14 protein-coding genes and 2 pseudogenes are annotated in these 12,543 nt (G+C 35.1%); 6 read left to right on the forward strand and 10 right to left on the reverse strand.

Going from position 1 to position 12,543, the window contains the following annotated elements; all coding sequences use genetic code 11:
* Positions 1 to 317: 317 nt before the first annotated feature.
* Together cspC and AC3WTF_RS10350 are read right to left on the reverse strand one after the other, a co-directional pair.
* Positions 318 to 521: a cold shock protein CspC gene (cspC, locus tag AC3WTF_RS10345; RefSeq protein ID WP_003156143.1), complete on the reverse strand. Its 204-nt coding sequence runs from the start codon at positions 519 to 521 to the stop codon at positions 318 to 320.
* 446 nt (positions 522 to 967) lie between these two features.
* Entirely contained in the window at positions 968 to 1,066 is a 99-nt protein-coding gene (locus AC3WTF_RS10350) for a molecular chaperone TorD family protein (RefSeq protein WP_108725306.1), read from the reverse strand.
* Positions 1,067 to 1,243: 177 nt separating this feature from the next.
* Here AC3WTF_RS10350 and desA point away from each other — a divergent pair, with 177 nt between their 5' ends.
* Complete coding sequence (gene desA / locus AC3WTF_RS10355; RefSeq protein WP_032866854.1) at positions 1,244 to 2,272, forward strand: Delta(5) desaturase DesA; 1,029 nt, start codon at positions 1,244 to 1,246, stop codon at positions 2,270 to 2,272.
* A 542-nt stretch (positions 2,273 to 2,814) separates the two neighbouring features.
* Here the strand turns inward: desA and AC3WTF_RS10360 are convergent.
* Positions 2,815 to 3,150, reverse strand: coding sequence for a winged helix-turn-helix transcriptional regulator (locus tag AC3WTF_RS10360; protein WP_085341757.1), 336 nt, complete (start codon positions 3,148 to 3,150; stop codon positions 2,815 to 2,817).
* A 177-nt stretch (positions 3,151 to 3,327) separates the two neighbouring features.
* On the opposite strand from AC3WTF_RS10360, the gene AC3WTF_RS10365 reads away from it, so the two are divergent.
* Entirely contained in the window at positions 3,328 to 4,302 is a 975-nt protein-coding gene (locus AC3WTF_RS10365) for an NAD(P)-dependent alcohol dehydrogenase (protein ID WP_012116887.1), read from the forward strand.
* A gap of 697 nt (positions 4,303 to 4,999) precedes the next feature.
* Here the strand turns inward: AC3WTF_RS10365 and AC3WTF_RS10370 are convergent.
* Positions 5,000 to 5,073 (reverse strand): annotated as a pseudogene (locus tag AC3WTF_RS10370) (class D sortase); the annotation flags it as partial.
* A 248-nt stretch (positions 5,074 to 5,321) separates the two neighbouring features.
* On the opposite strand from AC3WTF_RS10370, the gene AC3WTF_RS10375 reads away from it, so the two are divergent.
* Positions 5,322 to 6,557 carry a toll/interleukin-1 receptor domain-containing protein gene (locus AC3WTF_RS10375; RefSeq protein WP_085341756.1) on the forward strand — a complete coding sequence of 412 codons (1,236 nt, stop codon included), beginning with the start codon at positions 5,322 to 5,324 and terminating at the stop codon, positions 6,555 to 6,557.
* A 315-nt stretch (positions 6,558 to 6,872) separates the two neighbouring features.
* Here AC3WTF_RS10375 and AC3WTF_RS10380 read toward each other — a convergent pair whose 3' ends face one another.
* Both AC3WTF_RS10380 and AC3WTF_RS10385 read right to left on the reverse strand, forming a co-directional pair.
* Complete coding sequence (locus AC3WTF_RS10380; protein ID WP_256994856.1) at positions 6,873 to 6,998, reverse strand: hypothetical protein; 126 nt, start codon at positions 6,996 to 6,998, stop codon at positions 6,873 to 6,875.
* Positions 6,999 to 7,194: 196 nt separating this feature from the next.
* A complete protein-coding gene (locus AC3WTF_RS10385) occupies positions 7,195 to 7,833 on the reverse strand; it encodes an NAD(P)-dependent oxidoreductase (protein ID WP_032870355.1) in 639 nt (212 codons plus the stop codon).
* A gap of 197 nt (positions 7,834 to 8,030) precedes the next feature.
* Here AC3WTF_RS10385 and AC3WTF_RS10390 point away from each other — a divergent pair, with 197 nt between their 5' ends.
* The 3 genes from AC3WTF_RS10390 (at position 8,031) to AC3WTF_RS10400 (ending at position 9,148) form a co-directional block, all read left to right on the forward strand.
* The gene (locus tag AC3WTF_RS10390) at positions 8,031 to 8,474 is read left to right on the forward strand and encodes an Rrf2 family transcriptional regulator (protein ID WP_007409574.1); all 444 of its coding nucleotides are present in this window, start codon (positions 8,031 to 8,033) and stop codon (positions 8,472 to 8,474) included.
* An 89-nt stretch (positions 8,475 to 8,563) separates the two neighbouring features.
* Complete coding sequence (locus AC3WTF_RS10395) at positions 8,564 to 8,752, forward strand: AAA family ATPase (protein WP_232321972.1); 189 nt, start codon at positions 8,564 to 8,566, stop codon at positions 8,750 to 8,752.
* A 54-nt stretch (positions 8,753 to 8,806) separates the two neighbouring features.
* On the forward strand, positions 8,807 to 9,148 hold the full coding sequence (locus tag AC3WTF_RS10400; protein ID WP_492314252.1) for an MmcQ/YjbR family DNA-binding protein: 342 nt from the start codon (positions 8,807 to 8,809) through the stop codon (positions 9,146 to 9,148).
* A gap of 265 nt (positions 9,149 to 9,413) precedes the next feature.
* Here AC3WTF_RS10400 and AC3WTF_RS10405 read toward each other — a convergent pair whose 3' ends face one another.
* The 4 genes and pseudogenes from AC3WTF_RS10405 to AC3WTF_RS10420 form a co-directional block, all read right to left on the reverse strand.
* Complete coding sequence (locus AC3WTF_RS10405) at positions 9,414 to 9,839, reverse strand: MaoC family dehydratase (protein WP_007409577.1); 426 nt, start codon at positions 9,837 to 9,839, stop codon at positions 9,414 to 9,416.
* Between the two features lie 125 nt (positions 9,840 to 9,964).
* A pseudogene (locus AC3WTF_RS10410) lies at positions 9,965 to 10,316 on the reverse strand (cystatin-like fold lipoprotein); the annotation flags it as partial.
* Between the two features lie 160 nt (positions 10,317 to 10,476).
* Complete coding sequence (locus AC3WTF_RS10415; RefSeq protein ID WP_020955368.1) at positions 10,477 to 10,788, reverse strand: MarR family winged helix-turn-helix transcriptional regulator; 312 nt, start codon at positions 10,786 to 10,788, stop codon at positions 10,477 to 10,479.
* A 339-nt stretch (positions 10,789 to 11,127) separates the two neighbouring features.
* Positions 11,128 to 12,531: an MFS transporter gene (locus AC3WTF_RS10420; RefSeq protein ID WP_007409580.1), complete on the reverse strand. Its 1,404-nt coding sequence runs from the start codon at positions 12,529 to 12,531 to the stop codon at positions 11,128 to 11,130.
* Between the last annotated feature and the right edge of the window lie 12 nt (positions 12,532 to 12,543).

The following is a 12,543-nucleotide window of genomic DNA, read 5'->3' on the forward strand; positions in this document are numbered from 1 at the left end:
TAAAATTTCTTACATCTGCTTCCACAGTGAATAGCAGTTGGTTATCTTCTTTTCATAAAAGAGATATGCGAATTGTAACAAAGAATAACATACAGTTATCTTGAGAACATAAAAACAAATCATTTATATATATTCCACATATCGTCAATCCGGTATGTTATACTGTAAACAATCCTTTGAGGTTTTAAACCTTTTTCTTACCTTGTAGCAACTGTCCCTACTCGAACGTTGAGTAGGGTTTTTTTATTCACTATGATACAGAGAACATAAAAAAACAGGCCCTATATAAAGAGCCTGTTTGTATAAACGATTGAAGATTAAGCAGTTTTTTGAACGTTAGCAGCTTGAGCTCCGCGAGCACCTTGCTCAACGTCAAACGTTACTTTTTGACCTTCGTCTAAAGATTTGAATCCGTCACTTTGGATTGCAGAAAAGTGTACGAATACATCGTCTCCATTTTCACGTTCGATAAATCCAAAACCTTTTTCTGCATTAAACCATTTAACTGTACCTTGTTCCATTTTTGTTGCCTCCTAGTGTGTTACACATTGTATTACTATCCTTGCCCAAAGTATCATCAAGACGAAAAGTCGATATTCATACTATCCTTTACACGAACAAAAATAATTCTCCTTTATCATATCACGAAACGGAAATAACTGCAAATTAATAATGTGTTCATTCATGTTTTATTTGTTAAACCTGTCGATACCAGTGCAAAATAAGATGCCTATTAATAGCTATGGTTTGAAAACACCGTGAAAATGAATCACGAGTGCCTTCAAACCCAGTACTTCATATTGATTGTTAAAGATTTCTTTAAAAAGCTCAGCTGTTTCTTGTTCAAGTACAAGATATTCTTGGCTGTTCACTGGTACAGCTTTGTTTCTGCAGATGTTTCCAAACGATCACTCAGGTATACCCCTATTTTAACGGTATTAACTTGTCATGTTTGTTCCTCAAACAATCAAAATTTACGGTCTAAATAAACCGATTCACATTGGGGAGCATGGAGAGAGTTTGGCCCGATAAAGAGCCGGGTATAATCTTCATACGCTTTTTGTATCCCGGCTGGCCATTGCTAATAAAGATTTAATCGAGATGGAAACAAGTATCTCATTTCCAATAATTTCACAGACGAATGGGAAAGATACTTATCATCTATGGTGTATGACGCTGTGACTTCAAAGACAAACGTTTTCGATACTTAGAAGAACATCAGGGAAGGGGAAATCTTTAAAAAATGAATGAACAAAACCTAAGGACTTTGAGAAAACTGGTTACACCCTATGAAAAGTCCGATTTACAAAAAAGTATATGTCAAATCATTAACACATTGGTGCCATTTTTCCTGCTATGGTATTTGGCATATAAGAGCTTGTCCATTTCTTATTTCCTTACATTAGCCATTTCTGTCGTTGCAGCAGGTTTTTTAGTAAGAACCTTCATCATCTTTCATGATTGCTGCCACTATTCCTTTTTTAAGAACCGAAAGGCGAATCGAATCCTTGGAACAATTACTGGAATTCTGACTCTGCATCCGTTTGATCATTGGGCACACGATCATTCTGTCCATCATGCGACAAGCAGCAACCTGGACAAACGCGGTACGGGCGATATTTGGGTACTGACTGTTGAGGAATATAAGGAAGCCTCAACTAAGACAAAAATAATGTACCGTTTGTACAGAAATCCGTTTGTTATGTTTATTATCGGACCGATTTACGTCTTCGGGATTACCAATCGTTTTAATCGTAAAGGGGCAAAACGCAAAGAACGGATGAATACATATGTAACGAACCTGGGGATCGTCGCTTTGGCAGCACTTTTATGTTGGGCTATCGGCTGGCAAAACTTTCTGCTGGTCCAGACACCAATTTTTATGATATCGGGATCCCTCGGAATTTGGATGTTTTATATTCAGCATACGTTTGAGGATTCATATTTCGAAGAAGATGAGCATTGGGAATATGTAAAAGCAGCCGTTGAAGGAAGCTCTTTTTATAAGCTTCCAAAAGTCATGCAATGGTTAACAGGCAATATCGGTTTCCATCATGTTCATCATTTAAGCCCAAGAGTCCCAAACTATAAGCTTGAAATCGTGCATAACAACACTGAACCATTGCAAAACGTTCCGACCATCACACTGGCAACAAGTATTAAGTCGTTAAAGTTCCGCCTATGGGATGAAGAAGGCAAAAAATTTGTTGGTTTTACCCACTTTAAAAAAACTTCTAAAAGCCAGGTATCAGCTCGGCTAAGAACGGATTAAATAAACGCCCATAATCGATGATAATGTGCAGTGTATCTTGCATAATAAAAGTGCAGACTCGCGCAAAGATTTTGTGCAGAGGTCAGCACTTTTTTAATGCCACATGCACTTACAACAAAAAAATACCAAAGGTGTCAAAACCCTTGGTATCATTAGGGTGCGGCCGAGAGGACTTGAACCCACGGGTTATTCACCCGCTGGGCCCTCAATTGGGTGCATCCATGTTATATCCTTCATTTACTTATATCCATTGCACACATTTACTCGTTTTTATTACTTTATCAGCCATCTTGAAGACTTAAAATTCCCTAATACTTCACCACTCGGAAACCCTCCAAAGAATAATCATTATTATAATATCGAACAATCATATTAATATTGTCAAAACGTTCGTTTTTGAATCACCTTGTTCATACTTCTATCAGTTTATAATTGAAATGAATTCGCCAATCTCTTCTACAAATAAAACAACATTTATTTACAATTAATTTTTATTTTGTTATTTTACTCGTGATCATCGTTTTCTTTGTATATTCATTTTATTATGGCTTTGATTTTTCTAATTGGTTTTCGCCCCATAAAAAAAGTTGTTCAAATATAGGGTTCAGCTCTAGTCCTGCCCTAGTCAATGAATATTCTACTCTTGATGGAACTTCATTATACTGAACTCGTTGAACAATTCCGTATTCAATCAGATCCTTTAATGATTGATTGAGCATTGTTCCTGTAATTCCATACACTTTACGCTTTAACTCATTATATCGAATATCATTGTAACTACATAGTACAGCTAAGATTTTTAAATTCCATTTTCCCGCTAATATATTTAATGCATAACTTGCTGGAGCTATCGCTTTATTTAGCTCACTTTCAGTCATATTTTATCCACTCCTTAGTCAGTTTTTCCTTACTTAGTCAGTTTATATTGAGTACTTGTTAAATCTTTTCCATTTATTATAATCAAATATGTAAACCATGTCACCCATGTATTAGAGAGCTAAATTGATCATAAAACCCTTCAAGTTAATACTTTTTCAAGGAGATGGAGTGAGTAAATGAAAAGTGAAAAGATGCGTGCTGCACAATATACTAAATATGGATCACCGAATGTTCTTTTTGAAGATTCTATATCAAAGCCTGTTATAGAAACTGGAGAAGTACTCATTCGTGTACATGGGTCGAGTGTAAACTCCATGGATACGCTATTTCGATCAGGCAAGCTGAAACTATTAACGGGTAATCAATTCCCAAAAGGAACAGGGGCAGACTTTTCTGGTGAGGTTGTTGAGGTAGGATCGAACGTAAAAAATTATCAATTAGGTGATAGAGTGTGGGGGGTTCTTCCTATGAATTTAAGGAGCCAAATTGGTAGTGCCGCTGAATATGTAGCTATATCACCTGAGAAAATATCTAAAATTCCTACAAAGGTTGATCTCTTACAAGCCGCGGCATTGCCTGGTGTAGGTGTTACTGCAATTATTGCCTTAAAATATAAAACGAAACTTAGAAAAGGCGAAAAGTTACTTGTACGTGGTGCAAGTGGAGGAGTCGGAAGCATTGCGATTCAAATTGGTAAAATGTTGGGTGCTCATGTAACTGCTCTTGCAAACGAAAAACATCTTACTTTTCTTCAAGAGCTAGGTGCAGACGAAGTATTTGATTATAAAAAAACATCTCCTACTGATCTTAAAAAGTTTGATGTAGTCATGGACACAGTGGGAACTGACCTCAAACATTATAGGCGCTTGCTTGCAAAGAACGGTAGAATGGTTACTATTGGATTTCCTAGTTTTTCGTCCTTCATATATATATTAGCTTCAACTACTTTCGGTTCTCGTAGAGTTCGCACATTCAGCGCAAATCCCAAAAATGAACTTCTAAAAGAATTAGCATCTTATGTAGATTCCAACAAGGTCAGACCAGTTATTGATAGCATTTATTTTTTATCTGATGTTGCCAAAGCTCATCATTCCTTAGAAGCTGGAGGTGGACGAGGAAAACGTATCATAAATTTACTTGATAAAAAATAAACCATCATTTCAGGATAAAATGGACGCTCATTTCTTGTAAAAGGCGTTGCTCCATTTGCGGCGTTATTAGGCGGGGCTTTAGATGGATTGAGATCAACTCAATTTGCTGATGCATTCAGTACTTTAGCCGCTATAATATAGATCGTCTTTTCACCAGTACCAAGAATAGTATGAATAACCGAAAAAGGTATAGTGGAAAATCTGTAATTTCAATTAACAAAAAAGACCAATACTCTTGTGAGTTTGGTCTTTTGGACTACTTCATATATGCGGTTGAGAGGAGTCGAACCTCCACGGGTTTAACCTCACTAAGCCCTCAACCTAGAAAGTTTTGGTAAGCAAGTCTTCTCCCATAGCTGTATTTTCCGCACAAAAAAATAATACCAAAGGTGGTCAAACCCTTGGGATTATTGGTATGCGGCCGAGAGGACTTGAACCTCCACGGGTTATTCACCCACTAGGCCCTCAACATTGTAAATCCGTATCACTGATTATGAAAGCTTATTTTCATTACATTTCCTATTTTCATTTGTCATCATTATATACGTTTATATGAATTATGGTTAAAAAATGGTGAGCCAAAATAACAATCACTATAACTTTTTCATGTGTATTGATTAGAGTTTTAATTTCTTTCTTCTTATTAAAAAGGCTGACGAAAATTTCGTCAGCCTAATCTTTAATATTCTGCATTTTCTCAAATTCGCTTTCCATAAATGATATATCGTTTCGGTACATTACCGATATTGAAAAGGGATAACAGGTTGTAAGATTGCGGTTAATAATTGGTGAGCAAAAAATACCTTAACTTCTTTACTTCTAAAAAGGGTTATACTGCCTAGGCATGCCATGAGAGTGACATACATAAAAAAAGATGCTATTGAAAAGCAACCTGAAGCTTATTTAAAGTTCAAAAACATCCTTCTAAACATAATGCCCTTAAAGAAATCAGATCCTTAGCACCGTGAAAAGAATAAATATGGTATATTTAGATAAAAAGTTCCTATTAGGAGGTTTATATGGAGAAAGATGTCAAGGTACCAAAGGTTTTTATATCTTACAGTTGGTCTTCTGAGGCTCATAAACAATGGGTACTTGATTTAGCTAATAGATTAGAGGCTAAATCTGGAGTTGAAGTCATTTTAGACAGGTGGCACTTAAAAATTGGACATGATAGATATAAATTTATGGAAGAGAGTATAAGACAAGCTGACAAGGTAATAGTAATTTGCGATAAAACTTACTGTGAAAAAGCAAATAATAGAGTTGGAGGAGTAGGGTCAGAAACCATTATACTTACACCCGAGATTTACGAAGACACTAAACAAGATAAATTCATTCCTATTGCAATGGAATCATCAGTCGATAACCAGTTGCTCTTACCTGATTTTATAAAGTCAAGATTGGTTTTACCGATTTTAGAAAAAGGAGATTTTGAAAAACAGTATGAAGATTTAATACATCTTATTTGGGATGAGCCAAGGCTAACTCCCCCAAAAAGAGGAAGTAAGCCAGACTTCAAAAGTAGTAACGAGAGAAATGATGATTATGATATTGTCTTTGATAAAAGTAATAGCGAGAGAATAATTTGGTTACTCCCAAGGGGATTTTTATTATTGAAAGACATAACATATCAAACACATGACTCTTGGGCAATAACTGTACATTATTTCAATTACAATGGAGAGTGGCAGCACGGTACACATTATCACGATTCATACTATAGAGACTGGGATAGAAATATGGAAGTTCAGTTTAGAAAACTTTCAATCCCAAAAGCTGATTGGCTATGGTGTCAAGCGCCTTTAAACTTAGTTAGGGATCTAAGAGATGCAACTACAATTATTGATATAGCTAAAGTTATTCAAAAAGAACAACAATGTGATTATCCCGTTTATTATTATGGTCCACAAGAACCTATCCTTTTACCTAAAGTTCCTTCTGATTACCATTTTTATTATAAGAATGGTAAACTTAGAGATATTTTAGAGTACTTAAATAATAAACAACTAAAAAATGAAACCGACTTAAATGAACTACATTCAAATGCGTTAACAATAAGGCAAAGCACCTACATTGAATGTCTTAAGTTCTTAGGCGAAAAAAACCCCTTATTTCATTTTGTCAAAGAAGTCCTTGATGAATATGATAAATCTTTTTCAATTGATGATTTAATTATATGGTTCGGTAGAATTGAAAACATACTTTCTAGTACATTAAGTCACGCTTATAATGATTGGAATCTTAAAAATTAAGTTAGACATGAAAAAGAGCAAATTTTTAATATATGCTCTTTTTCTATGTTCGCTTAACAACAACTTTATCTTATGCGATATTTATCTCAATTGATTTGCTTATGCTCATGTAAATGAGTGAAGGCCTCCTCAATACCACCACTACCAATGAAGGTTTGCTATTTAAGTACCTCTAATTCACTCCTAAAGTCAGCATATAAGCACATGTTCGGTGCTAATTAATATGAGTGTTGCACAGCCTCATCATTAGCTCGATATACACTAAAATTTCCGTGTCCCCATAAAATGAAAATATCGCTCTATTATAATCACCTGTTACGCACCTACTCTATCATCAGCAACATGGAAAGGAGCTTTGATAACAGGAACATCATTTGTTAAAATCACTCCTACGATACTACCCAATAATATCACTGCAAACAAAGTCCGGCTAATCTTCATTAATTATCTCCCCTTTTTTATTTTCCGTCCCGCTTTAATACTCAGTCGATAATACTCATTGGAACGTGATAAATCCCCTTTTTCAAAAAATAATCAGCTACTCTGATTGCAAAGTTTTCAATGTCTCCGTACATTCTTAGAAGGAAGATACCATTAGCGATGACACTAATGGTACCCTTTGTTTCTACTCAATAACTTATTCAGCTTCTCCAACAACTGTAAAGCGTTCATTTATATGTTTTGGATTTTCAATTTCATCCAATACTGCAATTGCATAGTCTGCATAGCTGATATAACTTTCACCTTTCGAATTCACAAGAAGATGATCTTTTCCTGACTGATAAAATCCAGTTCTTTTCCCGTCTGGGTCAAATACCGCTGAAGGACTGATAAATGTCCAGTTAATATCAGAAGTTTCCTTTAGTTCTTGCAAGTTACGACCTTGCCCTTTAGCTGTCGGAATAAAAATCTCCGGGAAATCAGGTGTATCCATTACACTGACAGTTTTATTTTCGTCTACATAAAGACTCCCTGCTCCACCTACAATTACGGCTCTTGTACCCGTTCCTTTTAATGCCCTAATTAATGCCCGGCCAGCATCTACATGTGCCTGTTCTTCTCCTAATGGAGCACCGAAGGCATTAACTGCTACATCTAACTTTTTTAGATCATCCGATGTAAGATCAATTATATTTTTTTCAATGATTGCAATCTTTTCCTCTTTAAGTTTTGCAGCATCTCTTACAATTGCAGTTACTTCATGTCCCCTGCTTACCGCTTCTTTCAAGATAAGACTTCCAGCTTTTCCGGTTGCACCAATGATTCCAATTTTCAATTTAAAGTCCTCCTAATCATTCAAAATTTTAAATGTAACCATATCGATTACATGTAATAAGTTTAGTTACACCTTATTTATTTGTCAATACTTTTATCATCTTGTTAATTGAGCATATTAGAGTAAAAGAACTTGTAATACATTCAGTTACAAGTGTACTATAAAGAGTGTAAAGTAATGAGGGTGGTGAAGAAATCATGTCTATTAGCAGCCGTTTTGCTGTAGGAATTCATATATTGGCTCTTATTGAAATAAATGAAGACGGAATTAGCACTTCTGAATTTTTAGCTGGAAGTGTAAATACAAATCCCGCCTTAATAAGAAAAATTATGGGGATGCTGAAAAAAGCAGGTTTAGTAAATGTTCGGCCAGGTATTGCAGGAGCTGAATTAGCGAAGGATTTAACTGAAATCACCTTACTTGATGTTTATAGAGCAGTTAATGTTGTTCAAGATAAAGAATTGTTTAGTATACATGAAAATCCCAATCCTCAATGTCCCGTAGGCCGGAACATTCAAAGTACAATTGGTCCAATATTTGAAATCGCCCAATCTGCCTTGGAAAAAGCTCTTGGGCATATCACAATTGAGGATGTGGTAAAGGATATTATTGAAAAAGAAAAATTGACCAATAATTTTTAAATGATTTCACAGAAAATCTTTTATCAGACTGGGGATAAGAAAAATGGCTTTTTGATGAAAAAGAGCAGACATAAAATCTACTCCTTTTGATGAAAGATTTAGATTACGGTAAGGGATATAAATATGCTCATGATAAAAAATTAACGACAATGCAGACGATGCCAGATTCTTTAATAGGACGTGAGTATTACTATCCAACAACTCAAGGTTCAGAAGCTAAGTTCAAACAAAGACTTGAGGAAATCTCGGATTGGTATAAAAGAAACCGCAAATCTTAGTTTGAACGAATATGTTCTGTATATAAAAATAATGAGGTATGGAGTGAATTGATAATGAATTATGGTGAAATAAAAGATTACTTCCTAACCTTTCCAAACTCTTATGAAGACCATCCTTTTGGAGATGGTTGGACTGCAATTCGGCACAAAGGGAATAAGAAAATATTTGCACTTATCTTCACTCGCGACGAACACTTATGTGTCAACCTTAAATGCGAACCTAAAAGGGCTGATTTTTTACGTGGTCTTTTTGAAGAAATCAAGCCCGGATACCATATGAACAAGGAGCATTGGAATACTCTTACCTTAGATGAGGGACTCCCAGAGCATCAAATCCATGACATGGTAAAGTACAGCTTTGAACTGACAAAACCAAAAAGTAAAAAGGAAATATAACATCGAAGGATAGAACGCTCATTATAATTATTCACCCGGCGCAATGATACAGAGGAATATGCAAAAAAACCTCAAGGCAGCAATTTTTAAATTCGTATTTACGAGATGATTTTTTCGTTATTGTGAGTCCTTTGTTTCTCGACATAGGTTGAACAAATAAAAAAAGAGCAGACTCAAAGTCCACTCAATTAATTTAGATGATTGCTTATTTCATCCAGACACCTATAAAAATTGAAAGGTGACGATGATATGCCGCAAAGGTCATTTAGCGTTTAATTAATACTGATAACTCACCTTCAAACACTTTTTCCTCTTTCTGATTATAGGTAGATAACAATACAGTAAGTATCCCCGTCTGGCTTTTATTTGGTTTTTTATCAATAACCTTAACAATAGTGTTCAGTTTATCATTAGGGTAAACAGGTGCTAGGAATTTTATATTATTCATTCCTGTCCCAGCAATAATATCGTCTTCATGACACCCTTCTTCAATCCAAAGCTTAAAAGTAATAGATAACGTTTGTATTCCAGAAGCAATAATTCCATTAAACCTGCCCATTTTTGCTTTTTCTTCATTTAAATGCATGTATTGTGGGTCATACACTTCTGCAAAATTCATTATATTCTCTTTTGTTAATTCAAAAGATTTAGTTTGAAAAACCTGCCCGACGGTGAATTCATCCAACTTCATAAATAAATCTCCCTGAATCTAAACTTTATTATTAAATCTACGTAGCATTTTAACATACTGGCTCTCACACAACAACTTAACGGTAAAACGATTGTTCCCCTATCAGGAATGAACAAGCACATTGTTTTTGTTTCCTTGCCTTTAACCTCTTTATAATCAGGTGTTTTCTTATAAAGACCAAGGCGGTCGCCATCACCATCACCCGGCATATGTGCCATTTCTTCATAAGAATCCCCAAGCTTCTCATAATAAGAATAAGCAGTAAGCTTGCGAGAACTTTCTTCTGGCTGATAAAACGCAAGTTGAATATACTTCCCGTCATCATATACAAGAATTATGGCGTTATCTCTTTTGTACTCATCTGAATCTGTTCGCATTTCTTTTCTGATTTTCTTCTCCTGCTTCATCACTTCATTAATCATTATCATATTTACTACCGCCGCACGCAGTCAGCAGAAGGATGAAGGTGACTGACAAATCATACGACCTACTATAAGTAAGTGGACAGTAACAGATGAATTTTTATAAACAAAAAATACCAAGGGTGTCAAAACCCTTGGTATCATTGATGCGGCCGAGAGGACTTGAACCTCCACGGGTTATTCACCCGCTGGGCCCGCCATCTATATTCATAAAACTATTGCTCAGTTGTCAGCATGTTAAGTAAATTACGAATTTCCTTGTAACTTTTAATTTCTTCTTCATTACAACCGGTTTTATCAAATACTGCATTAGGAATCAATGTGACTTTTTCTTTAAACTCATTCCCTTCAGTTGTTAACGTAATAATTACACTTCGTTCGTCCTCTTTTGAACGCTCTCTTATAATAAGTCCTCGCTCCTCAAGTCGTTTTAAAACTGGAGTTAATGTTCCGGAGTCTAGATATAATTCTTCGCCTAAACCTTTAACAGATATTTTTTCCTTCTCCCATAAAACAAGAAGAACCAAATACTGTGATTAGCGTACAAGTTCTCGTTTTCTGCTTTGGACCCCATATAGAAAATAAAAAGCCAGCTCTCCTTCGGGAGAAGAACTGGCATAACAAAGCTTCTTGCTTCTTATTTTGCTGTATTGCTCGGACCTTTTAATTTCTCTTCGTTCTTGCGTCAACGTTTTATTATTAGGACACAACCAATAAAATAATGACGATCGAGAATAGCAACGCTGCTTTTGCAAAGCAGTAAGCCCTCCAGAATATAAAAGAGCTGCAGTCATTGCTGCTCGGATAATCCCAGCTTATTCTGAGTCTGTATTTCGAGTAGCCGGTCAATTAAATGGATGTTTTTTTCATTCCTTTTCTGTTTGTTCCATTTTCCACCACAGTGAATCTTTTGGATTTTCAACAGCTTCTTGAAACTCAGCTTTAGAAGCAACTGTTGGGTAAGAACCTTTTAAAGATTTACCTGAAGTATCTTTAAATAAGGTTAACACAACTATTAAGCCAATTAAACTAACTGCTAATAAATAGAAACCCGGCGCCAAATTGTTTCTTGTCACATGGGTTAACCAAGAAGCAACTAAAGGTGTTGTTCCACCAAAAATAGAAACTGATAAGTTGAATGTCCAGGATAACGTACGATATCTAATGTCAGTATGGAACAACGTAGGTAAAGATCCTGGCATAGTACCTTCGTATACAGATAATACAATACCTAACATTAAAAGTCCTATAAATAAGAATGTTATATTCCCCATATTAAGAAATTGAAAAGAGATAATCGAAAATACAATTCCTAATACTAATCCAATTGTTATAACTTTTTTATTTCCTAATTTATCTCCCAATTTACCAAAAGTTAAAGCGAACGGTACCATAATAATCAATACAATTGCTGTAACCGGTGTACTTATATTATCACTTATACCAAGGTTCTCATCTAAATAAGAAGGCATATAACCTAACAATAGGTAATTGGTTATATTGAAAAATGCCACAAATACGATACATAAAAAGATATCTTTTTTATATGTTTTAATGACTTCTAATAAACCTGGTTGTTGTTCTTGGCTTTCAGAGATGTCATTTTCAAAAATTGGTGATTCATCTAAATGACTTCTCAAATATAAACCAAATAATCCTATTGGAATACTTAAGAAGAAAGGAATTCTCCATCCCCAACTATTCATTTGAACATCAGATAAAGTCCAGAAAAGTACTGTAACTAAAACAGAAGCTACTATATAACCAGATAATGTGCCGATTTCTAAACCGCTGCCTAACCTTATACGCTTATTATCTGGAGAAGATTCTGCGATATATACCATTGCACCAGCGTACTCTCCACCCACAGAAAAACCTTGCAGAATACGAGCTAAGAGTAATAATATAGGGGCCCATACACCAATCTGTTCATAGGTAGGAAGCACACCAATTATTAAAGTAGATAAAGCCATCATTAAAATAGTAATTGTTAATACTATTTTCCGACCAAATTTATCACCCATTTTACCAAAAATAATTCCGCCTACCGGTCTAAGTAAGAAGGCAATTGCAAATGTAGCAAAAGTAAATATTAACTTTAATTCATCGTTTTGAACTGGACTGAAAAAGTTTTTACTAATAATAACTGCCAAATAAGAATATAAAGCAAAATCAAACCATTCCATCGCGTTTCCTATCCCTGTAGCAAACACGCTTTTCTTCGCTTTTTGAATGTCTACAACGTTAATTTTTTTCTTGTTAAACTTCATTTAATAATATCG

It is taken from the genome of Bacillus sp. EB106-06-01-XG163, from assembly GCF_058791615.1.

What these genes read in the sequence shown, in the direction of transcription:
- AC3WTF_RS10395 (WP_232321972.1), top strand. Translation starts at nt 8,564, where the DNA reads ATGAAAGATTTAGATTACGGTAAGGGATATAAATATGCTCATGATAAA.
- cspC (WP_003156143.1), bottom strand. Translation starts at nt 521, where the DNA reads ATGGAACAAGGTACAGTTAAATGGTTTAATGCAGAAAAAGGTTTTGGA.
- AC3WTF_RS10380 (WP_256994856.1), bottom strand. Translation starts at nt 6,998, where the DNA reads ATGAAGATTAGCCGGACTTTGTTTGCAGTGATATTATTGGGTAGTATC.
- AC3WTF_RS10375 (WP_085341756.1), top strand. Translation starts at nt 5,322, where the DNA reads ATGGAGAAAGATGTCAAGGTACCAAAGGTTTTTATATCTTACAGTTGG.
- desA (WP_032866854.1), top strand. Translation starts at nt 1,244, where the DNA reads ATGAATGAACAAAACCTAAGGACTTTGAGAAAACTGGTTACACCCTAT.
- AC3WTF_RS10365 (WP_012116887.1), top strand. Translation starts at nt 3,328, where the DNA reads ATGAAAAGTGAAAAGATGCGTGCTGCACAATATACTAAATATGGATCA.
- AC3WTF_RS10390 (WP_007409574.1), top strand. Translation starts at nt 8,031, where the DNA reads ATGTCTATTAGCAGCCGTTTTGCTGTAGGAATTCATATATTGGCTCTT.
- AC3WTF_RS10400 (WP_492314252.1), top strand. Translation starts at nt 8,807, where the DNA reads ATGAATTATGGTGAAATAAAAGATTACTTCCTAACCTTTCCAAACTCT.
- AC3WTF_RS10420 (WP_007409580.1), bottom strand. Translation starts at nt 12,531, where the DNA reads ATGAAGTTTAACAAGAAAAAAATTAACGTTGTAGACATTCAAAAAGCG.
- AC3WTF_RS10405 (WP_007409577.1), bottom strand. Translation starts at nt 9,839, where the DNA reads ATGAAGTTGGATGAATTCACCGTCGGGCAGGTTTTTCAAACTAAATCT.
- AC3WTF_RS10360 (WP_085341757.1), bottom strand. Translation starts at nt 3,150, where the DNA reads ATGACTGAAAGTGAGCTAAATAAAGCGATAGCTCCAGCAAGTTATGCA.